This is a genomic window from Pseudoxanthomonas sp. YR558, from assembly GCF_900116385.1.
GTDB lineage: Bacteria > Pseudomonadota > Gammaproteobacteria > Xanthomonadales > Xanthomonadaceae > Pseudoxanthomonas_A.
In genome coordinates this window covers 34,574-60,159 of sequence record NZ_FPCI01000001.1, presented here as the reverse complement: position 1 = coordinate 60,159, position 25,586 = coordinate 34,574, and the positions used below count along the sequence as shown (strand labels likewise).

The 25,586-nt window shown below is 65.7% G+C and carries 19 protein-coding genes and 1 pseudogene; 9 read left to right on the top strand and 11 right to left on the bottom strand.

Features of this window, described 5'->3' with window-relative positions; translation table 11 throughout:
• Positions 1-19 precede the first annotated feature (19 nt).
• From BM365_RS00250 to BM365_RS00225, 6 genes are all read right to left on the bottom strand, one after another.
• Positions 20-1,537: a tryptophan halogenase family protein gene (locus tag BM365_RS00250; RefSeq protein WP_093485538.1), complete on the bottom strand. Its 1,518-nt coding sequence runs from the start codon at positions 1,535-1,537 to the stop codon at positions 20-22.
• A 130-nt stretch (positions 1,538-1,667) separates the two neighbouring features.
• Positions 1,668-4,667, bottom strand: coding sequence for a TonB-dependent receptor (locus BM365_RS00245; protein ID WP_093485536.1), 3,000 nt, complete (start codon positions 4,665-4,667; stop codon positions 1,668-1,670).
• A gap of 102 nt (positions 4,668-4,769) precedes the next feature.
• A complete protein-coding gene (locus BM365_RS00240; RefSeq protein WP_093485534.1) occupies positions 4,770-5,798 on the bottom strand; it encodes a LacI family DNA-binding transcriptional regulator in 1,029 nt (342 codons plus the stop codon).
• A 185-nt stretch (positions 5,799-5,983) separates the two neighbouring features.
• The gene (gene bglX / locus BM365_RS00235; RefSeq protein WP_093485532.1) at positions 5,984-8,248 is read right to left on the bottom strand and encodes a beta-glucosidase BglX; all 2,265 of its coding nucleotides are present in this window, start codon (positions 8,246-8,248) and stop codon (positions 5,984-5,986) included.
• Positions 8,249-8,335: 87 nt separating this feature from the next.
• Positions 8,336-8,605, bottom strand: coding sequence for a BolA family protein (locus tag BM365_RS00230; RefSeq protein WP_093485530.1), 270 nt, complete (start codon positions 8,603-8,605; stop codon positions 8,336-8,338).
• Positions 8,602-8,901, bottom strand: coding sequence for a YciI family protein (locus BM365_RS00225; protein ID WP_093485528.1), 300 nt, complete (start codon positions 8,899-8,901; stop codon positions 8,602-8,604). The genes BM365_RS00230 and BM365_RS00225 overlap by 4 nt, the downstream gene beginning before the upstream one ends.
• A gap of 381 nt (positions 8,902-9,282) precedes the next feature.
• Here BM365_RS00225 and BM365_RS00220 point away from each other — a divergent pair, with 381 nt between their 5' ends.
• The 6 genes and pseudogenes from BM365_RS00220 (at position 9,283) to BM365_RS00195 (ending at position 15,441) form a co-directional block, all read left to right on the top strand.
• Positions 9,283-10,188 (top strand): segregation and condensation protein A, encoded by a 906-nt coding sequence (locus tag BM365_RS00220; protein WP_093485526.1) that lies wholly within the window; start codon positions 9,283-9,285, stop codon positions 10,186-10,188.
• 43 nt (positions 10,189-10,231) lie between these two features.
• A pseudogene (gene scpB / locus BM365_RS00215) lies at positions 10,232-10,885 on the top strand (SMC-Scp complex subunit ScpB); the annotation flags it as partial.
• Between the two features lie 146 nt (positions 10,886-11,031).
• A complete protein-coding gene (locus tag BM365_RS00210; RefSeq protein ID WP_093485524.1) occupies positions 11,032-12,675 on the top strand; it encodes a pseudouridine synthase in 1,644 nt (547 codons plus the stop codon).
• A gap of 149 nt (positions 12,676-12,824) precedes the next feature.
• Positions 12,825-13,949: an NAD(P)/FAD-dependent oxidoreductase gene (locus BM365_RS00205; RefSeq protein ID WP_093485522.1), complete on the top strand. Its 1,125-nt coding sequence runs from the start codon at positions 12,825-12,827 to the stop codon at positions 13,947-13,949.
• A gap of 68 nt (positions 13,950-14,017) precedes the next feature.
• A complete protein-coding gene (locus BM365_RS00200; RefSeq protein WP_093485520.1) occupies positions 14,018-14,797 on the top strand; it encodes a ferredoxin--NADP reductase in 780 nt (259 codons plus the stop codon).
• 95 nt (positions 14,798-14,892) lie between these two features.
• A complete protein-coding gene (locus tag BM365_RS00195) occupies positions 14,893-15,441 on the top strand; it encodes a TlpA disulfide reductase family protein (protein ID WP_093485518.1) in 549 nt (182 codons plus the stop codon).
• A 9-nt stretch (positions 15,442-15,450) separates the two neighbouring features.
• Here BM365_RS00195 and BM365_RS00190 read toward each other — a convergent pair whose 3' ends face one another.
• The gene (locus BM365_RS00190; RefSeq protein WP_093485516.1) at positions 15,451-15,858 is read right to left on the bottom strand and encodes a hypothetical protein; all 408 of its coding nucleotides are present in this window, start codon (positions 15,856-15,858) and stop codon (positions 15,451-15,453) included.
• Positions 15,855-16,337, bottom strand: coding sequence for a glutathione peroxidase (locus BM365_RS00185; RefSeq protein ID WP_093485514.1), 483 nt, complete (start codon positions 16,335-16,337; stop codon positions 15,855-15,857). Before BM365_RS00185 ends, BM365_RS00190 begins: the two co-directional genes overlap by 4 nt.
• 116 nt (positions 16,338-16,453) lie before the next feature.
• Between BM365_RS00185 and BM365_RS00180 the strand changes: the two genes are divergently transcribed.
• The gene (locus BM365_RS00180; protein ID WP_093485512.1) at positions 16,454-17,053 is read left to right on the top strand and encodes a hypothetical protein; all 600 of its coding nucleotides are present in this window, start codon (positions 16,454-16,456) and stop codon (positions 17,051-17,053) included.
• 13 nt (positions 17,054-17,066) lie between these two features.
• Here BM365_RS00180 and BM365_RS00175 read toward each other — a convergent pair whose 3' ends face one another.
• Complete coding sequence (locus BM365_RS00175; RefSeq protein WP_093485510.1) at positions 17,067-19,100, bottom strand: amidohydrolase family protein; 2,034 nt, start codon at positions 19,098-19,100, stop codon at positions 17,067-17,069.
• Positions 19,101-19,243: 143 nt separating this feature from the next.
• Between BM365_RS00175 and BM365_RS00170 the strand changes: the two genes are divergently transcribed.
• Entirely contained in the window at positions 19,244-21,430 is a 2,187-nt protein-coding gene (locus BM365_RS00170; protein WP_093485508.1) for a M3 family metallopeptidase, read from the top strand.
• Positions 21,431-21,616: 186 nt separating this feature from the next.
• Here the strand turns inward: BM365_RS00170 and BM365_RS00165 are convergent, their stop codons facing one another.
• Positions 21,617-22,507: a DnaJ C-terminal domain-containing protein gene (locus tag BM365_RS00165; RefSeq protein ID WP_093485506.1), complete on the bottom strand. Its 891-nt coding sequence runs from the start codon at positions 22,505-22,507 to the stop codon at positions 21,617-21,619.
• Between the two features lie 154 nt (positions 22,508-22,661).
• Between BM365_RS00165 and BM365_RS00160 the strand changes: the two genes are divergently transcribed.
• Positions 22,662-23,141: a peroxiredoxin gene (locus BM365_RS00160; protein ID WP_093485504.1), complete on the top strand. Its 480-nt coding sequence runs from the start codon at positions 22,662-22,664 to the stop codon at positions 23,139-23,141.
• A gap of 43 nt (positions 23,142-23,184) precedes the next feature.
• On the opposite strand, the gene pbpC is transcribed toward BM365_RS00160, so the two are convergent.
• Positions 23,185-25,578, bottom strand: coding sequence for a penicillin-binding protein 1C (gene pbpC / locus BM365_RS00155; RefSeq protein ID WP_093485502.1), 2,394 nt, complete (start codon positions 25,576-25,578; stop codon positions 23,185-23,187).
• Between the last annotated feature and the right edge of the window lie 8 nt (positions 25,579-25,586).

Sequence of the window (25,586 nt, the reverse complement as noted above, 5' to 3'; positions counted from 1 at the left end):
CGAGGAACGCCGCGCGCGTTCACATCAGAGCCGCCTTGCAGTAGCGGTCGATGAAGGCTTGATGGCTGGGCATGGCGTCGACACAGTTGGCCACTACGCGACCTACGCCAGACACAAAACCACTCAGGTCCTCATCCGAAAGCTGATCCACGAGCGGGTGATAGCTTTGCGGCACGATCCCCTGCCCCAGCATCACCTGCACCCAGCTCATCTCGGCGAACATTTCCTCGCCGTTGCGGTAGAACCTGCCGCTGTCGCGGAACAGGGCAATGACATCATCCAGTTCCTGCGGGATCGGCATATCTCGGCATTGCCGCCAGAACGCAGTATCGTCACGCTGCGTCGCGTGATAGTGCAGGATCAGGAAATCGCGGATGCGCTCGAAGTCGAACACCATCTGCGCGTTGTAACGATCAATCAGTGTCGGATTGAAGCCGTCACGCGGGAACAGGCTGAGCAACCGCATGATGCCCGACTGGATCGAGTAGATACTGGTCGCTTCCAGGGGCTCGACGAAGCCACTGGACAATCCGATCGCGACCACGTTCTTGTTCCAGAACCTTTTGCGCCTGCCCGTGACGAAGCGCAACGGGCGCGGATCGTCCAACGCCCGTCCGTCCAGGTTCTTCAACAGTGTCGCGGCCGCCTCGTCGTCGCTTATGTGCGCACTGGAGTACACATATCCATTGCCGGTGCGATGCTGCAAAGGGATCCGCCATTGCCAGCCCGCCTCGCGTGCGGTCGCGCGCGTGTAAGGCGTAGGAGGGCCGACATTCTCGCAAGGCACCGCCAGCGCGCGGTCGCATGGCAGCCAATGCTTGAAGGACACGTAACCTGTCCCAAGCGCCTCCTCGATGAGCAGACCGCGGAAACCAGAGCAGTCCACGAACAGGTCGCCACGAATGGTCTCGCCGCTGTCCAGTTCTATCGCATCGACGTGACCGGACTCCGCATCCAAGGCAACGCGCGTAACGATACCCTCGATCCGTTTCACCCCACGCGATTCGGAATAAGAGCGCAGGTAACGCGCGTACAGACCAGCGTCAAAATGATAGGCGTACGCAATATTCGCCAGCGGCGACGTCTGCGGCACGTCATTGGCCGACACCATGAACTTCCCTTGCGGAGCCGCCTGTGAACTCAGGACGTAGCTGCCGATACCCTCGGCCTTGCCGGCGCGCGCCGCCTTGATCCAGAACTGATGGAATGGCAGGAGTCCCACACTCTGCCCGATGCCATTGCCGAAGCCGTGGACATAGGTCTCGCCGATGCGTCCCCAGTTGTTGAATTGAACGCCGAGCTTGAACGTCCCCTGGGTCTTGCGGACGAAATCCGCTTCGTCGATCTGGAGCAAACTGTTGAACAGTCGGATATGCGGAATCGTTCCTTCGCCCACGCCGACGGTGCCGATCGCTTCAGACTCGACCAGGCGGATGTCGCAGCTTTCGCCCAACACCTTCGACAGCGCCGCCGCGGTCATCCACCCCGCCGTACCGCCGCCGACGATGACGACCGTCTTGATCGCGTGTTCGCTCATTAGTTGCGCCTTTCACCCATGGTCGGTCACGGCTTGAATCAAGTGCCCCGCACCAATCCACGCATCTGATCCTGTGTAAGACAAGACCCGCCTGCGCGGGTCTTGTCCTTTGTCGCCTACGGACGTGCGGTTACCAGATGACGCGAGCGCTCAGGAACAACGCACGCGGCTGGGTGAACTGCGAACCGTAAAGCTGCTGCGTCACCACCGGGTTATAGACGTTGTTGCCGCCCCAGTTGATGTTGTAGCCGCTCAGGTTGTCGTTATCCAGCGCGTTCATCAGATCGGCCCGCACCTGTACGGTCACGTTCTCGGTCACGAACATGTCCTTGGACAGCGACAGGTCGAGCTGCTTGACACCGAAGGTCTGCGGCGCGTCCAGCGCCACCGGGCGCGGCACCACGGTGTTAGGTGCACCGTAGTTGTAGAACCCGACGATCTCGTTCAGCGGCGGCGCCGAAGACAGCGTCACCTTGGCAGAGGCAGTGATGTTCCAAGGCAGATCGTAGATACCGGTCATGACCAGACGATGTTCCGGAACGGCCTTGAGGTCGATGAACGGATAGTCTTCGATCGTCGCGGCATCGAACGCGTAATGCTCGTCGCCGCCTCGGTTGCCCTTCGCATGCGAGAACGTGTAAGCGGCCGTGAAGCCCCAACCGCTCTCCTTGGTATAGGGCTTCTCCGCGGACAGCAGCAGCTGGGTCGTCTTCGTCTCGATGCCGTTGTTGCCGATGATCAACGCACCGAAGCCCGGCGGCGTGTGACCCCACGGCTGGCTGCCGTTCTGGAAGAAATCACCGTTGGGATACCGGTTGCCCAGCGTGAAGACGAAACCTTCCTTGCTGTGGATATAGGCCAGCGTAGCGGAGGTATTCCATTCGCCGATGCTGTTACGCATACCGATGGAGAACTGATCCGAGTACGGCGTCTCGAGATCGTTGTTCAACAGATCGATCTCGCCATTGCGGACGTTCGAAGTGACCAATCCCGCGAGCGCATCGGTGCCGGTCAGGTAGTTCGGGCTCCACGCCACGCAACTGCCTGGCGTCGGCGTACAGCCTGTCGTATCCGAGAAGCGGACGGTATAGCCGGAGAGCGCGGACTTGACCTGCTCGAGGCCCATGTAGTCGTAGAGATTGCGGTCGAAGCTACGGCCGATGCCGCCGAAAATGACGTGCCTTTCGTCGCCGCCCAGGTCGTAGGAGAAACCGAGGCGAGGAGCGAAGTTGTCCTTGTCGGCCTTGCGGCTGTTGCCGTTGCTGATGTAATCGTTGATATCGACGCCGCCGCGAGCGAGCTGCTCGGCATAGGTCGCACTGATCGTGGGGTCGGTACCCGGGCCGGTCAGCGCAGCCACCACTTCCGCCGGCGTTACGTTGTCGAGGTAGGACGGGATTTCCTCGTAATCCCAGCGCAGACCGATGTTCAGTTGCAGCCTGTCGGTAACGTTCCAGTCGTCCTGGATGTAGAGGCCCAACTGCTTGCTCGTCGTCGTCACGGACGGCGTCGCGCCCGCGAACGGCAGGTTGAAACGCACCTGATAGGGAATGGCGGACGTTCCCAGCGGCAGACCCGCTTGCGTACCGTCGTTCACCGCATAGTAGAAAGAGGGATTCGCTGTCGAGTTCTCGCTCTGCGTCAGCTCGACTTCCTTGTACTTGATGCCGGCCTTGATGACGTGGTCACCTTGCCACTCGAAGCTGTTGAAGGTGATGTCGTTCTGGATGGCCGGACCCTTCTGGCCCTTCAGCTGGATCGCCAGACCGCTCGTCGCATCGTCGAAAAGAATGACGCGGTTCTGGTCCTGGCCCAGGGTGTAGACGCTCTGATTGCCGAGCGAATAGGCTGTCGGATTGAAGAACGCATCTTCATAGGTCAAGCGGAACTCGTTGAGGTAGGTTTCACCGTAGTGCTCCCAGCTCAGGTCGTAACGCTCTTCCGAATTGTCGTTGTTCTTGGCGGCGTCCGCGGTGGTGATACCACCGACGCTGTCGCGGCTGTCTTCTTCGCGAATCTTCGCTGAGAACTCAACGCGGTCGTTCTCACCGATATCCCAGCTGAGCTTTCCGAAGTACAGGTCTTCCTTGAACGGCCGGGTCACCGGGCCGAGCTTGCCTTGCACGTCCGTCGGCAAATAGGCACCGATGCCGACGTTGGTGCCGGGAACCACGGGATCGGCGCTGATCTCGAAACCCTTCCCTTCGTAGCTGAAGAAGAAGTGCATCTTGTCCTGAATGATGGGGCCGCCCAAGGCGAAGCCGTACTCATCCTGGTGAGTCTTCTGCTTATCGCGACCGGGCGCGCGTTCGGCTGCGGTCTCGGTACGCATGCTGCTGTTCGTGGTGCGCCCGAACACTTCACCGTGGAACTCATTGGTGCCGGACTTCGTCGAGGCGACGATGGCGGCAGAACCCACCTGATCGAACTCCGCCTTGTAGTTCGACGTGATGACCTTGTACTCGCCGATCGCCAGCTGCGGGAACGGATTGCCCGCACTCTGCTGCTGTCCGGAAACACCGCCGAACAGATAGCTCTTCTGGCCAACGCCGTCGATGTAGACGTTCACTGCGCTCGTGGTCTGCGCACCGCCGCGGATGTCGCTATGACCCGAGCCATCGGTGGTGAACTGCATGCCCGGCACGGTGTCGGCGAACTCGAGGAAGTTGCGCGTCAGCTGCGGGACGGTGTTGATCTGCTTGAGCGACACGTTGGTGCCTACCTCGGAAGTCTTCACTTCCTGCAGCGGCGGTGCGGTGACGCGCACGGTATCCAGCGTGGTCGCGTCACCCGCCGGAGTCGCCGGCGCTGCGCCCGCGAGATCCAGATTGACCGACGTCGCGACCTGCAGGGTCACCGTACGTTCTGTGCCGCCCGACGTCACTTTGTAAGTACCCGGCGCCAGGCCGACCAGCGCATAGCTGCCATCGGCGGTCGCCGTGACCTGGCGCTTGGTACCGGTGGCGGTGTTGACGGCGGTGACCTGCGCACCCGCTTCGGCCTTGCCACGCAGCGTGGCGTTCGAGGACTGCGCGATGGCATGACCACTGGCGATGACCAGCACGCTGGCCAATGCACAGGTCAGCAGCTTGCGCTTGGGTTGGGTTGTGGAACGGTTGCGATACTTCATTGGCTCTCTCCCTCCAAAAAGTTGTTTCATTGCTGGCCGGCTTGATGGCCGCCTGTAATCGGTTACAAGCCCGCCCAAAAAAAAGCGGGTGCCTCTTTCTCGCTACTTCTTCGCTTGGGGCACCGCTCCGATGCTCGATTCCCGCACGATCAGTTCGGGAACCAGCGTCGCCGACGGCGCCACGCGCTCGCCATCGGAATCGATCGTGTCCAGCAACCGGCTCATCGCCTGTCCACCCAACTCGGCAATACTGACCCGCATCGTGGTCAAGGTCGGGTGAACAAAGCGCGCCAGCGGAATGTCGTCGAAGCCCGCGAGCGCGACGTCGTGCGGAACGCGTAGGCCAGCTTCGTTGAAGGCGTACAAACAACCGAGCGCCGTCATGTCGTTGGCCGCGAACACCGCCTGCGGCCGCTCCTTCATCTGGGCGATGCGCTTGCCGGCTTCGTAACCGGCGGATTCGCTGAAATCGCCTTTGAATTCCTGCGGCGAGGCGCCGGGAACGACACGCGCTAGCGCATCGCGATAGCCACGCAGGCGCTCGCGTGCGTCGAAGTTGCCTTCCGGTCCGCCAATGAAGGCGATGCGCTGGTGGCCGGCCTGGGCCAGATGTTCGACCATCGCCACAGCCGCGCTGTAGTTGTCGATCGTCAATGCGGGATATGCCGCTTCCTGCACGTCGGTATTGATCAACACAACCGGCAATGCAGACGGTAGGTTGTCCACCAGGAAACCGGGCTGGTCCGTATAGGGGGATAGCACCAGCAGGCCGTCCACGCGGCCGCGCATGGCACGCAGGGCTTCGCCCTGCTCTTCCGGGTGGCCGTGGTAGCTGGACACCAACAGATGTTGGCGGCGGGCCCGGGCCACCTGGTCGATGCCGCGGATCAATTCCGAAAAGAATTCGCCGTAGAGATCGGGCAGCACCACGCCGATGGTCTGCGTACGGCGGCTGCTGAGGCTGCGGGCGGCGGCGTGCGGCTGGTAACGGAGGCGGTCAGCGGTGGCCAGGACCTGCTGGCGCACGGCTTCGGCGACGTTCTCGTGACCGTTCAAGGCACGCGAAACGGTAGCCACGGATACCCGTGCCTCACGTGCGACATCCTTGATGGTGACCGAGGTTCGCGCCATTCCCCGCCCCTCCGCGGTGATGACTGCTGCAAGTGGCGCGGACTGTAACCGTTTTCACGGAAACGTGTAAAGCCCGCGTTATTCGATACAGAAAACACCTGAAATTCATGCACTTGCGTGAGCCGTCAGGTATTCGCAGATATTTTGCGATGCAGCATATTCACGCATGCTGCATCGCCTTACATTTACTTGACCGCCACTTCGAACTTCGCCTCGCGCGTCGCTTCCGAGCTGCCGCCGACGAAGACAGTAAACGTGCCCGGCTCCACGACGCGCTGCATGCGGTCGTCGAGCATCGACAGATCGTCGAAACCGAGCGCGAAGGTGACGACCTTGGATTCACCCGGCTTCAACGCGACACGCTGGAAGCCACGGAGCTGCTTCACTGGACGGGTGACGCTGGCGACGTCGTCGCGCAGGTACAGCTGCACGACCTCCTCGCCTGCCCGCTTGCCGGTGTTGGTGACCCGCACGCTGACCTGCTGCTGCAGCGCCGACGGCGCCAGCGTTTTCTTCGACACGATCGGCGCGTCGTAGCGGAACGTCGTGTAGCTGAGGCCGTAGCCAAAGGCGTAGAGCGGCGTCCACGGCACGTCGAGGTACTTGCTGGTGTACTTCTCTTCCTCGCGCGGAGGACGTCCGGTGTTCTTGTGTGCGTAATAGATCGGCACCTGGCCGACGTTGTGCGGGAACGTCACCGGCAACTTGGCCGAAGGATTCACGTCGCCGAACAGCACGTCCGCGATGGCGGGACCCCCTTCCACGCCGGGGAACCAAGCTTCGAGGATCGCGGGCACCTTGCCTTTCAGGCCGCCGATCGACAGCGGTCGCCCATTGAGCAGCACCAGGGCGACCGGTTTGCCGGTGGCGGCGACGGCAAGCGCCAGTTGTTCCTGCACACCCGGCAGGTCGAGCGTGGTGCGATTGTTCGCCTCCGCACTCATGTCCGGGTGTTCGCCGAGGAACATCACCACGGCGTCGGCCTGTTTCGCTGCGGCGACGGCATCGGCGAATCCGCGGGTGTCCTGGCTGTCGATGTCGGCGCCCTTGGCCACGACGATCCGCGTCTTGTCGCCGAGCGCGGCCTTCAGGCCTTCCAGCGGCGTGATCGCATCTTCCTCGCGCCCCGCGACCGCCCAGTTGCCCAGCATCGCGCGACGATGGTCCGCCAGTGGCCCGATCACGGCCAGCGTGCGCACGGACTTGGACAACGGCAACACGTTGCCTTCGTTCTCCAGCAGCACCATCGACTTCTGCGCCATGCGGCGCGCGGCGGCGCGGTGTTCCGGCGTCAGTGTCAGCGCGCGCTCGCGTGCGCCATCAGCGGTGCAGGAACGATAGGGGTCGTCGAAAAGGCCGAGCCGGTACTTCGCATTGAGCACACGGCGCACCGAAGCATCCACTTCCGCCATCGGCACGCGGCCCGCCTTGACGGCAGCTGGCAGGTCCTTGACGTAGATTTGGCTGACCATGTCGACATCGACGCCGGCGCGCAGGCCGAGCGCGCCGGCTTGTTCCGGATTGGCGGCCACGCCATGCGGCATGAGTTCCATTACGCCGGTGTAGTCGCTGACCAGCAAACCGTCCCAGCCCCACTCCTTGCGCAGCAAGTCCTGGATCAGCGGCCGGTGCGCATGCATCGGCACGCCCGCGATCTCGTTGAACGAAGCCATGATCGACTGCGCGCCCGCATCGACGGCCGCCTTGAACGGCGGCAGGTAGACCTCGTGCAGTGTGCGCTCGGAGATATCGGCCACGTTGTAGTCGCGCCCGGCTTCGGCTGCGCCGTAGGCGACGAAGTGCTTTGCCGTGGCCAACACCGCATCCGGCTTGCGCAGGTCGTCGCCCTGGAAGCCGCGCACACGCGCCGCGGCGAGCACCGAACCCAGATAAGGATCTTCGCCCGCGCCTTCCACGATGCGGCCCCAGCGCGGGTCACGTGCGATATCGACCATCGGCGCGTAGGTCCAATGGATGCCGTGGGCCGCCGCCTCGATCGCGGCGACGCGTGCGGCGTGCTGGACCTCGTCAGGATCGAAGCTGGACGATTCGCCCAGCGGTACCGGGAAGACCGTCCGGTGGCCATGGATCACGTCGTAGCCGAACAGCAGCGGGATCCCCAGGCGCGATTCTTCGACGGCGATCTTCTGCAACCGGCAGGTCAGTGCGGCGCCCTGGGTGCCCAGGTAGGAGCCGATCTCGCCCCGGCGGATCTGGTCCTCGTTGCCGGCCATCGCGGCCGGGCCGGTGTTGTTGCCGACGCCCGGTGGCTGGTTCAGCTGACCGAGCTTCTCCTCCACCGTCATCTTCGCCAGCAGGGCGTCGACGAAGGCGGTTTCGGCCGGGGTGGCGTAGACCGGCGGCTTGGCCGCGACGGGAGCGGCCAGCAGGGCAGCGAACAGGCCCACCCGTAGGGGATGGGGTGCGAAGGGATGGTGGTTACGGGTCATGGCGCCCTCCCGGCGATACGAAAGGGGGCGAATGTAAACGTTTTCATAGCGCACTGCATGCCGCAGTGCCGGAAAACGCGACGGGGTTCAGCCCACTTCGTCCGGCGTCCGGGCCTCGATGGCCAGCGCATGGATGTCGGTCTGCATCATCTCGCCCAGGGCGGCGTAGACCGCACGGTGGCGGGCCAGCGGCGCCTTGCCGGCAAACGCCGGACTGACGACCCTCACGGTGAAATGGCCCCTCCCGTCGCGGGCACCCTCGTGCCCGGCGTGCCTGTGGCTGTCGTCCACTACCTCCAGCGCGGTCGGCTGCAGGGCGGCCTGCAGCGCGGCGCGGATGCGATCGATCCGAGTCACGGCAGGACCTTGCGGAACGGGCGCACGTCGACCCGGGCGTAGACGCCCGCGTCCACGTAGGGGTCGGCATCGGCCCAGGCCCGAGCGTCCTCAAGGGAGTCGAACTCGGCGATCACGATGCTGCCGCTGAAACCGGCCGGACCCGGGTCCTCGGCATCGATCGCCGGACAGGGGCCGGCCAGCAGCAGGCGACCCTCGTCGCGCAGGGCGGTCAGGCGGGCCAGGTGGGCCGGCCGGGCCTCCAGGCGCTTCGGCAGGACGTCGGCCGCGTCATGGCCTTCAATGGCATACCACATGGTGTTCACTCCGGAGTCGAAGCCTGAATTGTACGTGCCGCTCCGCCGCACGGCGCTGGACACGGTCCCGGCCAGCGCTTACCCTGTCTTCCATTGCACGGCCGGAAGCAGCGGCCCGTCCAGGGGAGGCACCGGCCACCACGGTCCGCCCACCCCTCCACGGGGACACCGGGATGTTCGATTCGCTGCCCCCACCCGCCCGCGCCCGACGACCTCTCGCTGTCTGCCTCCGCGGCCCCCGCGGTGTGCATTGCTGGTTGCTGTAAGGGAAGCGTTCGCCCTGCGACGCATGATGTTGTTAGCGCATTGCCGGAACCGCGCCGCCCCTGCCGCGCGCCGCACGCATGCCGAGGCTGTGATTAGCACGATGGCTGTTTCTTGATGAGCCCAGAACTCGCGTCCGACGCGACTCAGACCAACCCGTCCACCCATCCGCAGCAGCAGGAAATGCCGCTGGCGGTGGTGCACGGGCAGCCGGTGCTGCAGATCCCGCAGGATCTGTACATTCCGCCGGATGCGCTGGAAGTCATCCTGGATGCCTTCGAAGGCCCGCTGGACCTGCTGCTGTATCTGATCCGCCGGCAGAATCTGGACATCCTGGACATCCCCGTCGCCGAGATCACCCGGCAGTACGTGGACTACATCAATGTCATGCAGGAGCTGCGCTTCGAACTGGCGGCCGAGTACCTGGTGATGGCCGCCATCTTGGCCGAGATCAAGTCGCGCATGCTGTTGCCGCGCCCGGTCTCCGACGAAGGCGACGAGGGCGATCCGCGCGCCGAGCTGGTGCGCCGTCTGCAGGAATACGAGCGCTTCAAGCAAGCCGCCGAGGACCTGGATGCCCTGCCCCGCCAGGACCGCGACACCACGCCGGTGAGTGCCGACGTGCCGGACCGTGCCGCTGTGAAGCTGCCGCCGCCGGTGGAACTGAAGGAGATGCTGCTGGCGCTGCACGACGTGCTCAAGCGCGCCGAGCTCTTCAGCGGCCACGCCATCCGGCGCGAGGCGCTCAGCGTGCGCCAACGCATGGGCGACGTGCTGACGCGGCTGGAGGACGGCAAGTTCCACCGCTTCGAAAGCATGTTCACCGTCGAGGAAGGCAAGCTGGGCGTGCTGGTGACGTTCCTGGCCATGTTGGAACTGGCCAAGGAGCAGTTGCTGGACATCGTGCAGGAAGGCCCGCTCGCGCCGATCTACATAAAGTCGCTGGCGTTGAACAACACCAACGAACCGCTGCAGTTCTCCAGCGAGTTCGACGATACCGACGCCGCCAACGACACCCCCTGACGCAGCCGCCCCGCGCCGCTGCCTGCACGAACGACAGGACCGCATGGATCAATCGCTCATCAACCGCATCGTGGAAGCCGCGCTGATGGCCGCCACCCAGCCGCTCACGCTGGCGCAGCTGCATGGCCTGTTCCCGGAAGAGGAACCGGCGCCGGAAGGCAGCGTCGAAGCCGCCCTCCAGTACCTGACCGAGGCCTGCGCCGACCGTGGCGTGGAGCTGGTCGAAGTGGCCTCCGGCTACCGCTACCAGGTCAAGGCCGATGTGCATGGCTGGGTCGCGCGCCTCTGGACCGAGCGCAAGACCAAGTACACGCGTGCCACGCTGGAAACCCTGGCCCTGATCGCCTACCGCCAGCCGATCACGCGCGGCGAGATCGAACAGGTCCGCGGTGTGGCCGTCAGCAGCAACATCATCCAGGCGCTGGAAGAGCGCGAATGGATCCGCGTCGTCGGCCACCGCGACGTGCCCGGCAAGCCCGCGCTGTTCGGCACCACCAAGGGCTTCCTGGATTATTTCGGGCTCAAGCGCCTCGACGAACTGCCGCCGCTGTCCGAACTCCGCGATATCGGCGAACTGGAACCGCAGCTGCCGCTGGACGGCGCCCCGCTGCCGGTCAGCATCGCCAGTGGCGACGCCCCGGTGGGCGGCCATGACGATGACGCCGGCGACGATGAAGAGGGGCACGGCCTCGACGCATCGAACGACGGCGACCACAACGACAACGAAGACAACGCATCGGACGACACCGGCGAAGACGCCGGCAGCACCGATGATTCCCACCCCCAAGATGACGACGCCGCTGCTTCCGATGAGGAAGACCGGGCACCGTCGGAGCAAAAGCAATGAGCAACACCCCGAAGAAAACCACGCTGGGCAAGCTGTCCCTGAAGCGTGAAACCGCACCCGTCGAAGCGGCGCGCCTGGAAGAGCGCCTGCACAAGGTGCTGGCGCAGGCCGGCCTCGGCTCGCGTCGTTCGCTGGAACAGCGCATCGCCGACGGCCTGGTCAAGGTCAATGGCGAAACCGCGCAGACCGGCCTGTCGGTCAAGGCCGGCGACAAGATCGAACTGGACGGCAAGACCTTCGTCGCCAGCGCGCTGACCGAGCCGGCCCGCGTGCTGATCTACAACAAGCCCGAAGGCGAAGTCACCACCCGCGAAGATCCCGAAGGTCGCCCGACGATCTTCGAAGCGCTGCCGGCCCTGAAGGGCGCGCGCTGGATCGCGATCGGCCGCCTGGACATCAACACCACCGGCCTGCTGCTGCTGACCACCGACGGCGAGCTCGCCAACGCGATGATGCATCCGTCGTACGAAGTCGAGCGCGAATACGTGGTGCGCGTGCGCGCGCCGGAAGGCCAGGAGAGCGTGCCGGACAACGTCGTCGACCGCCTGCGCCGCGGCGTGGCCCTGGACGACGGCCCGGCCAAGTTCGACGAAATCGAGCGCATCGGCGGCACCGATTCGCACGACTGGTTCCGTGTGGTCGTGAAGGAAGGCCGCAACCGCGAAGTGCGCCGCCTGTGGGAATCGCAGGGTTGCCAGGTCAGCCGCCTGAAGCGCGTGCGCTACGGCAAGGTGAGCCTGCCGCAGCCGCTGTTGCGCGGCCAGTCGCAGGAACTGGCGGACGCGCAGGTGGAATCGCTGCGCAAGGAACTGGGGCTTGAAGACGGCGCACCCGCCGCACTGACGCTGCAGCCGGTCATCGGCCAGCGCAAGGCCTCCAAGTCCACCGTGCACCTCGGTGGCGGCCGCAGCGGCAGCGCCTACGTCAACGGACACAACACGGCCGACGAAGGCCGTGAGCTGCGTCGCTTCGACCACGTGCGCGAAGACCGCGGCCGTGGCCGCGGCAAGAAGCCCCACGGCGGCCTGACCGTCAGCGGCGAACAGGCCGCCAAACAGTCGCAGAAGCCGTTCAAGCAACGCGCGCCGAAGGGCCCGAAGCCGCTGCCGGATGGCAATCCCGCCGCCTTCCGCAGTTGGTACGTGCCGGACGGCGTGGACACCGGCCCTGCCGGTCATCGCAATGCCGGCCCCGGCGGCCCGAAGAAGCCCTACGGCGGCAAGCCAGGCGGGCGTCCCGGCGCGGGCGGCAAGCCCGGTGGTGCGGGCAAGCGCGGCCCCGGCGCAGGTGCCGGCGGCTTTGGTGGCAACCGCTTCGGCAACGACCAGGGCGGCGGCTTTGCAGGCGAGCGCGGCCCGCGTGGTGCGCAGGGCGCTGGCGCCGGCAAGCCGCAGCGTGCGGCGCGTCCCTACGGCCACCCCGGCAATGCGCCGAGCTTCCCGTCGGATCATGCGAACCCCGGGTTCAATCCTTACGGCCAGCAGCCCCGTGGTCCCCGGCCCCAAGGTCGCCCTGGTGGCGGCAATCGGCCGCAGCACGCAGGTCCTCGTCCCGGTGGTCGTCCCGCGGGTGGCCGCGGCCCCGGTGGACGGCCCGGCGGCGGTGGCCAGCGCGGACCGCGCGGTGGCGGCCACGGCTGAGTGAGCCGCTGGTTGAAACGAAGGCGCCCCGCGGGGCGCCTTTTTTCTTGGGTGTCTCCGACATCTCCGATGGCTTCACCGTCGCTTCATGGCGACCCCGCAGATGCGCAGCACCTTGGACGCTCCCGAGGAACGGAGCATCCACGCGTATGCAGGAAACGGACTACGACGTCATCGTGGTGGGCGCCGGCTTTGCCGGCATCGCGTGCGCCCAGACTCTCGCGCAACACGGTGCGCGCGTCTGCGTGGTGGACCGCAAGCGCGATCTCGGCGAGCGCATCCACACCACCGGCATCCTGGTAGCCGAAACCTTGCGGCATCCCTGCTTGGTGGATGTACCCGCCCCACTCCTGCGCGCAGTGCCGCACGTCCGCCTGTATGCGCCTAACCTGCGCAGCGTGCGACTCGCGGCACCGGACTATCGTTTCTATACCACCGACACGCCCGCGCTGATGCGCTGGCTCGGCGATGGCCTGGTCGAACGCGGCATCACGCTGCGCCTGGGCACGCCTTTCCGAGATGCGCAGCGCGCCGGAGATCATTGGAGGCTACCGGGCATCGGGCGCGCGCGCTGGCTCGTGGGCGCCGATGGCGCGACATCGCGGGTGGCGATGCGCCTCGGCCTGGGTCGCGTGGACCAATGGTTGTACGGCGTCGAGCACGAGTTCGATGGCGTGGCCCTGCGCGAACCGGATGCCTTGCACTGCTTCATCAGCAAGCACTACGCACCGGGCTACATCGGCTGGGTCGCACAGACACCGGCGGGCGTGCAGGCAGGGTTGGCGCGTCGCCACTGCGCTGGATCGTCCGTCGTGCCGGACATCGACGGCTTTCTTCGCCATACCGCCATGATGACGGGCCTGTCCGCACCCCGACGCCCCGACAGCATCCGCGCGGGCCTGATCCCGTGCGGAGGCCCGGTGCGCGCCTGGCAGCGGGATGGCGTGGTGCTTGTCGGCGATGCGGCGGGCATGGTGTCGCCGGTCACGGCCGGCGGCATCCATGCGGGCTTGCGCCACGGCAGCACGGTGGGCGAAGCGCTGGCGCGTCGTCTGAAGCGCCCCGAAGCCAGCGGCATTCCGGTCGTGACCCGCGCCGTGCCTGGCTTCCGCGCAAAGCGGGCATTGCGCTGGGCCTTTGACCATGTCCAGTTCGATGGACCGTTCGACCTGGCCTTCAGGACACCCTTCATGCGCTTGGTCGCAGAACGGCTGTACTTCCACCGGCGCGGCCACGTAGTGCCGGCGCCGGATGTTCAGCCGTCGATGGATTGAGCACGATCAAGGCCGAAGCGCAGGCGTCGGCTACAATGGGCCGTTGATTCAATAGCCAAGACCCCCTCATGTCCTCCGCGTTCGGCACCGAAACGGTGCTCGATGTCCGTCACTGGACGGACGCCTACTTCAGCTTCACCACCACCCGCGACGACGGTTTCCGCTTCGAGAACGGCCAGTTCGTGATGATTGGCCTGGAAGTCGAAGGCAAACCATTGCTGCGCGCCTATTCGATCGCCAGCGCCAACTGGGAAGAACAGTTGGAGTTCTTCAGCATCAAGGTGGCCAACGGTCCGCTGACCTCGCGCCTGCAGCACATCAAGCCCGGCGACTCCGTGCTGATCGGCCGCAAGCCCACCGGCACCCTGCTGATCAGCGACCTGCATCCGGGCCGCAACCTGTACCTGCTGGGCACCGGCACCGGCCTCGCGCCGTGGCTGTCGGTGATCAAGGACCCGGAAACCTATGAGCGCTTCGATAAGGTCATCCTGACCCATGGCGTGCGCAGCGTGGAAGACCTGGCATACCGGGATTATTTCGAGAAGGAACTGCCGCAGCACGAGTTCCTCGGCGAGACCATCCGCGAGAAGCTGCTGTACTATCCCGCGGTCACCCGCGAGGAATTCCCGAACCGTGGTCGCCTGACCGACCTGATGGCCAGCGGCGACATGATGAAGACGCTCGGCATCGAGGCGCTGGACCCCGAGCACGACCGCGCCATGATCTGCGGCAGCCCGCAGATGCTGGCCGATTTCCGCGCGCTGCTGGATGGCCGCGGCTTTGCTGCCGCGCCCCGCATCGGCACCGCAGGCCAGTACGTGTTCGAGCGCGCCTTCGTCGAGAAATAAGCCCCGGCCCCGACAGCATCGGGCCCCGTTGACGAGCCGCACAACCCGCCTTGCAGGTGCTACGCTCGCCTGCAACGTCCTGGGGAGGACAAGCGATGATGCGTAGCCTGTGGCTGGCGGTCCTGCTGGCGGTGACGACGTGGGCCCATGCCGCCGAGCCGGTTAAGCAGCCCGGGATAGGGGAAACTCCGCCGCCCATCGGCCTCAAGGACCGCGAGGGCAACGCCATCGACCTTGCCGCCCTGCGGGGCAAGGTGGTGGTGGTGACGTTCTGGGCATCGTGGTGTGGGCCGTGTCGGCGGGAACTGCCCATGCTGGGCAGGGTCCAGGAGATCGTCGGCCGCGAGCACCTGGAAGTCATCGCGGTGAACTTCAAGGAACCGCGCCGCGACTTCAATGCCGTGATCCGCGCGAACAAGAACCTCAAGGTCACCTACGTGCTCGACGAGCGGGGCGTGGTCAGCGACCGCTATGGCGTCACTGCCCTGCCCAACATGTTCATCATCGGCCAGGATGGGCTGATCGCGCAGACCCACCGCGGCTATTCGGACGACGTGCTGCAGTCCTTCACGCAGGAGCTTCTCGATCTGTTGCCGGAAGAAGCACTGCAGCGCAAGGTCGAGCAATCTCCTGCACAGGGCTGACGGACAGGGCTAACCGCCGCCATAGCGAAGCCAGATCACGGCAGTGGCTTCATCACCGAATATCTGCGCGTGGAAACCGTGCTCGTTGGCCAGCAAGCCCGCGAACTCAATCTGTGGGATCTGTTCGGCATGCCGCTCTACATAGGCGATCCGCACGGCTTCCATGCCCTGCCCCTGCATGGCCTGCACGAATTCCAGCAGCTGCCCAGGCGGCGGCGGTTCTCCTTCCATGTCGTCCACCACCAGCACACCTTTCGGCTGCAGCCGGCGCACTTCTTCGGCGATCGCGCGCCAGTACGCGAGCGTGGTGTCCAACGTTCCGTTGGTGCCCGTCGCCCAGGCGCGCAGGCCATAGTCCGTCGAGGCGAACTCGATATGGAACAACGGGCCGTCCGTCGTGTCGTGCGCGGAACTCACGCGAGTGCGGTACGGATGTCTCCCGCGAGGGATTCTGGAGTATCGGTCGGGGCGTAACGTTTGAGCGCGCGGCCATCGCGACCGACCAGGAACTTACTGAAGTTCCACTTGATCGCGCTGATGCCCAGCAGCCCGCTCTTTTCCTGCTTCAGCCACTTCCACAGCGGATGCGCGGCGTCGCCATTCACATCAACCTTGGCGAACATCGGGAAGGTCACGTCGTAGTTGAGCGAGCAGAAATTGCGTATCTCCGCTTCGTCGCCCGGCTCCTGGTGCCCGAACTGGTCACAGGGAAAGCCCAGCACCACCAGACCCTGCGGCCCGAATTCGCGCCACAGCGCTTCCAGTCCGGTGTACTGCGGCGTGAAGCCGCACTTGGACGCCACGTTGACGATCAACAGCGCCTTGCCCTGGTATTCGGAAAGCGACCGCTCGCGGCCATCGATGTCCTGGGCGGAAAAGTCGTAGGCAGTGGTCATGCGCGGTCTCCGGGAAAGGCGCTATCAGACACCGCCGGGGCGCACAGGGCAAGGCACCGTGCAGGAAGGCCGATGATCGGCTAACGTGGCCGCGCACCGGATCCAGGACGCTGCCCATGCAAGAAGCCGCCGATCCCGCCAGCCATGCCAGCCTCTACATCCATGTCCGCATCCTGCTGGGCATGATCGTGGGCCTGGGCCTGACCCACCTGCTGCGCCATACCGCGCGCATCGTCGAACGCCCGCGCGCGCACCCTGTCTACGGGGTGCACCTGGTCTGGGCGACTTTCATGTTCGTGTACCTGCTGCACTTCTGGTGGTGGGAATTCAGCCTGTCGCACCAGGCGCACTGGAATTTCAACCTGTACCTCTACGTCACCCTGTACGCACTGCTGCTCTACCTGCTGTGCGCGCTGGTGTTCCCCGAATCGCTGCCGGAAGGCGCCGGCTATCGCGACTATTACTACGGGCGCAAGCACTGGTTCTTCGGGCTGCTCGCGCTGATGTTCGTCGTCGATGCCGGCGACACGCTGATCAAGGGGAGCGCCTATGTTCAACAGTTGGGCGCGGAATACTGGGTGCGGAATACCGTGTACATCGCCGGCAGCGTGGCGGCGATCGTCACGCGCAACCCCCGCTTTCACGGCGCGTTTGCGGTAGCTGCGCTGCTGTACGAACTGAGCTGGATCTGGCGGCGCTACGAGAACCTGGCGTAGCGTCGCTGCCGCGTCAGCGTGCCGGCTGGACCTTGACGGACGGGGAGAACGGCGCGATGCCGAGCGCCTCGTGGATCTCGGCCGGGTAGTAGGCCTGGCCGCCCTTGATCACCAGGGCCAGCTTGCGTACGTCGGCGATGTTCGTCGTCGGGTCGCCATCCACCAGCACGAGGTCGGCGCGCTTGCCGGGCGTGATCGATCCGGCATCCTCCAGCGTACGGGTGTACTTGGCGCCGTTCCAGGTGGCCACCTGGAGCACCTGCGACGGCGTCAGGCCCGCCTGCACATACAGTTCGAGCTCCCGCTGCAGGGTGAATCCCGGCAGTTCGTCGGTACCCGCGACGATCGGCACGCCGGCCCGGTACATGCGGCCGGTGAACTCCACGAGCTTGTCGAAGCTGCGCTTGTAGCGCGCACCGGTTTCGTCGTCCTTGATGTCCATCTCGGCCGCGCGCCGGCTGCGCTGCACATCCGGCGGCAGGTGGTCGGCGACATCGGCGACGATCGGCGACAGCTGCCCTTCGCGCTGGTGGATGAACTCGAACGTCGCCAGCGTCGGGTCGATGACGATCTGCTTCTTCGCCAGCTCCGCGATGAAGTCCTGCACCGGCTTGCTGTCGAAGTCCAGGCCATCGGTCTTGTCCGCGACCAGGTAGAAGCGCGCCAGCGTGCGCGTGTCGGTTTCCGGGGTGACGAAGAAGTTCAGCATCACCTGGTTGATGTGCTGGATCTCGTCGTAGCCCTGCTCCACCACGTCCTGCGCGCGCAGGAAGGCCGGCACGTGGCCACTGACCCGCAAGCCGCGCTGGTGGGCGTAGGCCGTCGTGTCGCGCAGGATCTCCTTCGGGAACGAGTTGTAGATCTTGATCTGCGGATAATGGTGGTCGGCGTACCAGTCGATGGCCTGCTTCGCGCCGGCCAGATCCTTCACCACGAATCCGCCCTGCGACGAATGCGGACTCTGCCCTTCGATGTAACCCGCCGGAATCACCCGGGGATGCATCAGCGTGCCGGCCTTCTCTTCGGCCATCAGCTGTTGCAGTGTCGCGTTGTCGTTGCCCATGTCGCGCGTGCTGGTCACGCCGGCCGCCAGATGCAGGCCGCCTTCCCAGCTGCCCGCATGCACATGCATATCGTAGAGGCCGGGCAGCAGCACGCGATTGCCGGCGTCCACCACGTTGTCGGCCGCGACCCGCGATTGCCCCACCGGCGACACCGACAGGATCTTGCCATCTCGCACGACGACGTCCGCCGCAGCGCCGAGGACGGCTTTCTCGCTGTCGAACACACGCGCGTTGCGAATCAGCGTGGTGCCCGGCAACGGATGCGCCAGACGTTGCTGCATCGCGACCAACGCTTCGCGCTCGGCGATCTTCTGGCGCGCCTCCAGCGTGTTGGCGGTACTTTGCCAACCGTCTTCGATCAGCTGCAGGAAACCCGGATAGATGTAGGCGAACATGCGCGGTTCGGCATCCCGCGTCACCCACACGAACGAGGGCGTGAAGCCGATGCCGGTCAACGCCAGCAGATCGACAGTGCGTGATCGATCGCCGCTACGGATGTCCACGGATGCGATCTTGCGCTGCGTCAGCATGCCACTCGGCACCAGCGGCAGTTTGCCGTCCGGACGCTTGGCCAACGCCGCCAGCGCGACAGAGGTCGACGCAGGCGTACCGCCCAGCGGCGTGTATAGCGCCGTGCCGGTGAAGGTGTGCGTACCGGCATCGGATGTGCTCTTCCACTGCCCGCGGTCGCCGTCACGAGTGAAGGTTTCATCGACCGGTGCACCGAACGTCGATACGCCCTTCACCTGGTACTGCTGGAAGGTGCCATCCGGCGCAAGGCGGTATTCCTCTTTCAGTTCCGGCCCGCGCCCGTTGTCCTTGAAGATGAAATCCACCCGGGTGACGCCGTCATCGCCGATGGTGACCGTCTGTTCGCCCGCCTTCTTGCCGCCATCCACCAGCGCGACGTACTTCAGTGTCTCGGCGGCCAGCGCCGAGGGCGCCAGCAGCAGCGCACAACAGAATGCAAGGACAGGCTTCACAGGACTCTCCGTCAAGGGGCGCTCGGGGCATTCTGCCGCAGATTGACGGGCTTTCCGGGGGCGTGCCCATGCCTTTCGTCATGGGTCCGGCCCCACCCCCTGGGTTACCCTTGGCTATCTACCCTGTCAGGACGTCGTGCTTCATGACCACCCGCCTCGCCATCGCGCTCGCCGCGACCCTCGGACTCGCCATGCCCGCCTACAGCCAGGCCGCCACGCCGGCCACCCAAGCCGCCCAAGCCGCCAATCCCTTCTCCGCGGAAAGCCCGCTGCCGCTGCACTACCCGCAGTTCGACAAGATCAAGGACAGCGATTTCGCACCCGCCTTCGATGCCGGCATGGCCGAGCAGCTGAAGGAGATGGATGCCATCGCCAATAACACAGCCACTCCGACCTTCGAGAACACCATCATCGCGATGGAGAAGAGCGGCCAGGTGCTGGATCGCGCCACCACCGTGTTCTTCAACCTGGTGGGCACCGACACCAACGACGCCCGCAACAAGCTGCGCGCCGACTACTCGGCCAAGTTCGCCGCCCACGGCGACGCGATCAGCCTGAATCCGAAGCTGTTCGCGCGCATCAAGGCGCTGTTCGACAAGCGCAATGACCTGGGCCTGGACGCGGAAGGCGTGCGCCTGATCGAGCGCTACCACACCAGCTTCGTGCGCTCCGGCGCAAATCTCAACGACGCCGACAAGGCGACGCTGAAGAAGATGAACGGCGAACTGGCCTCGCTGGCCACCACCTTCAGCGACAACGTACTGAAGGACGTGAATGCCTCGGCTGTGGTCGTAGACGACGTGAAGCAGCTCGACGGCCTGACTGAAGCGCAGATCGCCACCGCCGCTGAAGTCGCCAAGAAGCGTGGCCTGGAAGGCAAGTACGTGCTGACCCTGCTGAACACCACCGGCCAGCCGCCGGAGTCGCAGCTGACCAACCGCGCCCTGCGCCAGCGCCTGCACGAGGCCTCGGTCGCGCGCGGCAGCCACGGCGGCGAGTTCGACACCACCGCATTGGTCTCGCGCATCATGAAGCTGCGCGCCGACCGCGCGAAGCTGCTGGGCTATCCCAACCATGCCGCCTACGGCCTGGAAGACCAGACCGCGCGCACGCCGGAAGCCGTCAACGCGATGCTCGGCAAGCTGGCGCCGGCCGCGGTGGCCAACGCCAAGCGCGAAGCCGCCGACCTGCAGGCGATGATCGACCAGGAACAGAAGGCCAAGGGGCAGCCGACGTTCGCACTCGAACCGTGGGACTGGGCGTTCTACTCCGAGAAGGTCCGCGCCGCGAAGTACAACTTCGATGAATCGCAGCTCAAGCCGTACTTCGAGATGAAGAACGTGCTGGAGAACGGCGTGTTCTTCGCCGCCAACCAGCTGTACGGCCTGACGTTCAAGGAACGCACCGACCTGCCGAAGTACCACGCCGACACGTGGACCTACGACGTGTTCAACGCCGACGGTTCGCAGCTGGCGATCTTCATCTTCGACCCGTATGCGCGCGACTCCAAGCGCGGTGGCGCATGGATGAATTCGTACGTGTCGCAGTCGGGCCTGACCGGCGACAAGCCGGTGGTCGCCAACCACCTGAACGTACCCAAGCCGCCGGCCGGCGAACCCACGCTGATGACGTGGGACGAAGTGACCACCACGTTCCACGAATTCGGCCACGCGCTGCACGGCATGTTCTCCAACGTGAAGTACCCGTACTTCAGCGGCACCAGCGTGCCGCGCGATTTCGTCGAGTACCCGTCGCAGGTCAACGAGATGTGGGCCGATTGGCCGTCGATCCTGGCCAACTACGCCAAGCACCACAAGACCGGCGAAGCCATGCCGCAGGCGCTGCTGGACAAGGTGATCGCCGCGTCCAAGTTCAACCAGGGCTTCGCCACCACCGAGTACCTCGGCGCCGCGATGCTCGACCAGCGCTGGCACCAGATCACCGCCGACCAGGTGCCCGATGCGGCCGGCGTGATGAAGTTCGAAGCCAATGCATTGACCACCGACGGCATCAACTACAAGCCCGTGCCGCCGCGCTACAAGACGCCCTACTTCAGCCACATCATGGGCGGCTACTCGGCCGGCTACTACGCGTACATCTGGTCGGAAGTGCTCGACGCCAACAGCGTGGAGTGGTTCAAGAGCCATGGCGGCCTGAAGCGCGAGAACGGCGACCACTTCCGCAAGACGCTTCTGTCGCAGGGCGGCAGCCAGGATGCGATGAAGCTGTTCCGCGACTTCGCCGGCCACGATCCGAAGATCGAGCCGTTGCTGGAAAAGCGCGGCCTGACGGCACCGGCCGCTGCGCCGGCCGCCAAGCAGGTCAAGTAAGCGACTTCCTCGTCGCCCACCACGCCACCTTCGGGTGGCGTGGTTTTTTATGGGTTAGGCATCCGCCCGGTTGTCCACATCGCGTGTGGATGAGTGCTGCACGAATCTGCGGATAACCGTCGCGCGGCGTTGCAGGCCGGGGCTGTCGAGCCGCGTGGCGATTATTTCGCCACACCGCCGGAATCCTTACTCGCCGAAGGCCCCGGCCAACGCGGCGTAAGCCTTGCGCTGCTCATCGGTCTCGGCGCGCGGCGCGGTGATCTCGAGCTCGACGATCTGGTCGCCCGGTGGCGTTCCCGGCAGGCCGCGGCCCCGCAGGCGCAGTTTGCGGCCGGAATCCGAATCCGGCGGGATCTTCAGCTCCACCGCACCTCCCAGCGTCGGCACACTGACCGACGCGCCGAGCGCGGCTTGCCACGGTGTCAGCGACAACACGTGGATGATGTTGCGGCCATCCACCTCGAACTGCGGATGCGGTGCGTACTCCACTTCCAGCAGCAGGTTGCCGCCCTGGCTGCCCTGCCCGGCCAGCCGGATCACCTGCCCCGGCTTCACCCCGGTCGGCACCCTGACGTCGAGCTGGCGGCCGTTGACGTTCACCCGCACGCTGCCGCCGTCGTGCACGGCCTGCAGCGGCACCGCAAGCTTGGCGCGCGAATCACGCGCACCCTGCGGCCCCCGTGGCGTGGCCTGCTCCGCGCGCCCGCGCCGGCCGAACAGGCCTTCGAAGAAATCGCTGAACCCGGCACCACCGCCGCCACCGCCCGCACCGCCGAAGATCTCTTCGAAATCGAAATCCTGCGACCCCGGCCCACCTCGCCCGAAATCCGGCGGCGGGCGGAATTCCTCGCCGGGACGATAGCCGCGCGCGCGCAACTGGTCGTAGGCCGCGCGCTTCTGCGGATCGCGCAGGGCTTCGTAAGCCTCGTTGACGGCTTTGAACTGGTCCTCGGCACCGGCTTCCTTGCTGACATCCGGGTGATACTTGCGAGCCAGCCGCCGATAGGCCGTCTTGATTTCGGCGTCGCCGGCCGAAGGTTCGACGCCCAGTACCGCGTAATAGTCTTTGAACTGCATGCGAACTCCGCCGTTTCCGTAAGCGGCCCGCACCCGGGCGCCACGACGCAATTCTAATCGCCCGCGGTGTCGGCGGCGTGGACGCCAGGGAGTCACGGCGGCATGACGCCGGCGCGCTACACTGGCCCGCATATCCCCACTCCAAGGCAGTCCGATGAGCATCCAGGTTGGCGAACGCATTCCCGAAGTGACCCTCAAGCGCATCCGCGAGGGCGTGGAGACGGTGGATACCGTCGCCCTGTTCGACGGCCGCAAGGCGGTCCTGTTCGCCGTGCCCGGCGCGTTCACCCCGACCTGCTCCGAAAAGCACCTGCCCAGCTACGTGCAGCACTTCGACGAATTCCGCAAGCGTGGCATCGAGGTGTTCTGCGTGTCGGTGAACGATCCCTTCGTGATGCAGGCGTGGGGCAAGACCCAGCACGTGCCCGAGGGCCTGCAGATGCTGGCCGACGGCAATGCCGACCTAGCCAAGGCCTTGGGCCTGGAGATGGACGCCAGCGCCTACGGCATGGGCATCCGCGCCAAGCGCTTCGCGCTGTACGCGGAGGACGGCGTGGTGAAGCATGTCTTCGTCGAAGCGCCCGGCGAGTACAAGGTATCCGGCGCGGAACACATGCTGGAACAGCTGGGCTGATCGCCAGCGCCCGCGACGGCTGGACCGTCGCGGGCCTTCACCCCTAACGCAACACCTCGAACCGTACCCGCGTCCACGCGCCGCTTCCGGCCAACGCGGTGAGCTGGTGTTCGCCGGGTTCGTCGAACTCGCGCTGGAAGGCCTGCGCGCCGTCTGTTTCCGCGATCCATCGGCCATCGAGCAGCCACTGGATGCGGGATTCCGTTCCCAGCGCACGCAGCTGCAAACGAACGCCGTGCGGGCTGCCCGGCGCGCGGGCGATCGTGGCGCGATCATTGAGCCCCTCGATGCGCAGTTCCTCGCTGGCATCACGGCCATCGGATCGGCAATCCGGCGACAGTGCCGGTAGGCGCGATGCCGCGCGCGTCTGCATGGACAACCAGGGCGATGCCAGCGCGGGCCAGCGCGCGATCTCGGTGCTGCGCACGTCGTGCGGACGCGAGCATTCGGCAGACAGGCGCAATCCCGTGCGCACGTCGATGTCGAAGCGCTCCCGCCCGACGCTCCACAGTCGCGCATCGCGTTCGGCGAAGGTGGGCGGCACATTGCCGCCGAGCGTCCACGCGTCGCGCTTGCGCTGGCACAGCGAGGCTGCATCCGGTTCCGGCGGCAAGCCGAGGGGCCAGCAGATGTCGGTCGCGGCGACATCGACCGGTCGTGGACGCGGCTCCGCATCGCCGCGTGCGCGCGGCAGGCTGTCGATCACTTCGAACATCAACGGCAGCGCCGTAACCGCCCCGTACTGCCCGGGCAACGGCGTGCCGTCGGGTCGCCCCACCCACACGCCGACGGTGTAGCGACGCGTGCCGCCCAGCGCCCAGGCATCGCGGAAGCCGTAGCTCGTACCGGTCTTCCAGGCGACGCGTGGGCGGCCGCCGGTATCCAGCACACCGCTGCCATAGCCCGGTCGCGGGTGCGCTTCCAGGATCTCGCGAATGATCCACGCCGCGCCAGGCGACAGCAGCCGGCGATCCGAAGATGGATCCTGCACCGTGTAACGTACGCGGCCCGACAGTCCCTCGCGGTTCAGCGCCGCATGCGCGCCCACCAGGTCCTCCAGGCGCGCGCCTGTTCCGCCCAGGATCAGCGACAGGTTGGGCTTCGCACCGCGTGGATAGCGCAGCGCGAGGCCGTTGTTGGCCAATCGCGCCGAGAAGCGATCGGGGCCAACGCGGTCCAGCAGGTCCACCGCGGGCACGTTGAGCGACAGGCGCAGCGCATCCGCTGCGCTGACAGGCCCGTTGAACGCGGCATCGAAATTGCCCGGACGGTAACCATGGAACGACTGCGGCGCATCGACCAGCAGGCTTTCGGAATGGATCAGGCCGTCATCAAGAGCAAGCCCGTACAAGAAAGGCTTCAATGTGGAGCCGGGCGAGCGCCAAGCCTGCACCATGTCGACGTGCCCCAGCCGCTGGCGATCGCCGAACGCGACCGATCCCACATAGGCGCGCGCCTCCATCGTCGCGTTATCGACCACCAGCAACGCAGCCGACGTGCGCGGGGGCAGCGCCGAGAAATAGCCCTGCACGCGCTCCTCCAGCGTTCGCTGCAGGCCGGCATCGAGCGTGGATACGATCCGTGCCACGCGCGGTTGCTGCCGTCGCAGCCGCTCCGCTAGCAACGCCGCTTGCAGCGGCGGCTGCAAGGTTCGCGCGACGACCGGCTCGATGCGCGCGTCCTCCACCTCCGCGGTCGACCAAACGCCGAGATCGGCCATGCGCTGCAGCACCTTGTCGCGCGCGGCCTGTGCCGCGTCGGGATGACGATCCGGACGCAGTCGGCTGGGCGATTGCGGTAATACCGCGAGTAATGCCGCTTCTGCATGCGACAACCGCGACGCAGGTTTGCCGAGATAAGCCCAGCTCGCGGCATCGACACCTTCGATGGTGCCGCCGAATGGCGCACGTTCCAGGTACAGCGTGAGGATCTCGCGCTTGGACAGGTGCGCTTCCAGCTGCACCGCGCGCAGCATCTGTTTGGCCTTGCCCCAGGGCGTACGCGAGTGCCGGTCCAGCATACGCGCCACCTGCATGGTCAGCGTCGAGCCGCCGGACACCACCCGCCCATGGCGGACGAACTGCCCAGCCGCACGCACCAGCGCCCAAGGATTGACGCCGGGGTGCCGCCAGAACCAGCGGTCTTCGTAGTTCAACAAGGCCTGTAGGTAAAGCGGCGACACCGTCTCGGGTGTCGCGGGATAGCGCCATACGCCATCGCGGTCGGCGAAGGCACGCAGTGGCGTGCCGTCGCGCGCGACCACCAACGTGCTGGTGTCGCGAACTTTCGGTAGCGGCGGCGGGAAGGCAAGATCGAGCACCAGCAGCGCGGCGAGCGCGGCAACCGTGCCCCACCGTAGCCATGGCAACCAGCGCCGCGTGCGCGGTAGGGCGCCTGCGAAACTTCTCAGGCGCTGCGGGCGTGCTTCGTCCTTCATCCTTGCCC

Excerpts from the sequence above, each read along its gene's own strand:
- BM365_RS00250 (WP_093485538.1), bottom strand. The coding sequence starts at position 1,537 with ATGAGCGAACACGCGATCAAGACGGTCGTCATCGTCGGCGGCGGTACG.
- BM365_RS00245 (WP_093485536.1), bottom strand. The coding sequence starts at position 4,667 with ATGAAGTATCGCAACCGTTCCACAACCCAACCCAAGCGCAAGCTGCTG.
- BM365_RS00240 (WP_093485534.1), bottom strand. The coding sequence starts at position 5,798 with ATGGCGCGAACCTCGGTCACCATCAAGGATGTCGCACGTGAGGCACGG.
- bglX (WP_093485532.1), bottom strand. The coding sequence starts at position 8,248 with ATGACCCGTAACCACCATCCCTTCGCACCCCATCCCCTACGGGTGGGC.
- BM365_RS00225 (WP_093485528.1), bottom strand. The coding sequence starts at position 8,901 with ATGTGGTATGCCATTGAAGGCCATGACGCGGCCGACGTCCTGCCGAAG.
- BM365_RS00220 (WP_093485526.1), top strand. The coding sequence starts at position 9,283 with ATGAGCCCAGAACTCGCGTCCGACGCGACTCAGACCAACCCGTCCACC.
- BM365_RS00210 (WP_093485524.1), top strand. The coding sequence starts at position 11,032 with ATGAGCAACACCCCGAAGAAAACCACGCTGGGCAAGCTGTCCCTGAAG.
- BM365_RS00205 (WP_093485522.1), top strand. The coding sequence starts at position 12,825 with ATGCAGGAAACGGACTACGACGTCATCGTGGTGGGCGCCGGCTTTGCC.
- BM365_RS00200 (WP_093485520.1), top strand. The coding sequence starts at position 14,018 with ATGTCCTCCGCGTTCGGCACCGAAACGGTGCTCGATGTCCGTCACTGG.
- BM365_RS00195 (WP_093485518.1), top strand. The coding sequence starts at position 14,893 with ATGATGCGTAGCCTGTGGCTGGCGGTCCTGCTGGCGGTGACGACGTGG.
- BM365_RS00185 (WP_093485514.1), bottom strand. The coding sequence starts at position 16,337 with ATGACCACTGCCTACGACTTTTCCGCCCAGGACATCGATGGCCGCGAG.
- BM365_RS00180 (WP_093485512.1), top strand. The coding sequence starts at position 16,454 with ATGCAAGAAGCCGCCGATCCCGCCAGCCATGCCAGCCTCTACATCCAT.
- BM365_RS00170 (WP_093485508.1), top strand. The coding sequence starts at position 19,244 with ATGACCACCCGCCTCGCCATCGCGCTCGCCGCGACCCTCGGACTCGCC.
- BM365_RS00165 (WP_093485506.1), bottom strand. The coding sequence starts at position 22,507 with ATGCAGTTCAAAGACTATTACGCGGTACTGGGCGTCGAACCTTCGGCC.
- BM365_RS00160 (WP_093485504.1), top strand. The coding sequence starts at position 22,662 with ATGAGCATCCAGGTTGGCGAACGCATTCCCGAAGTGACCCTCAAGCGC.
- pbpC (WP_093485502.1), bottom strand. The coding sequence starts at position 25,578 with ATGAAGGACGAAGCACGCCCGCAGCGCCTGAGAAGTTTCGCAGGCGCC.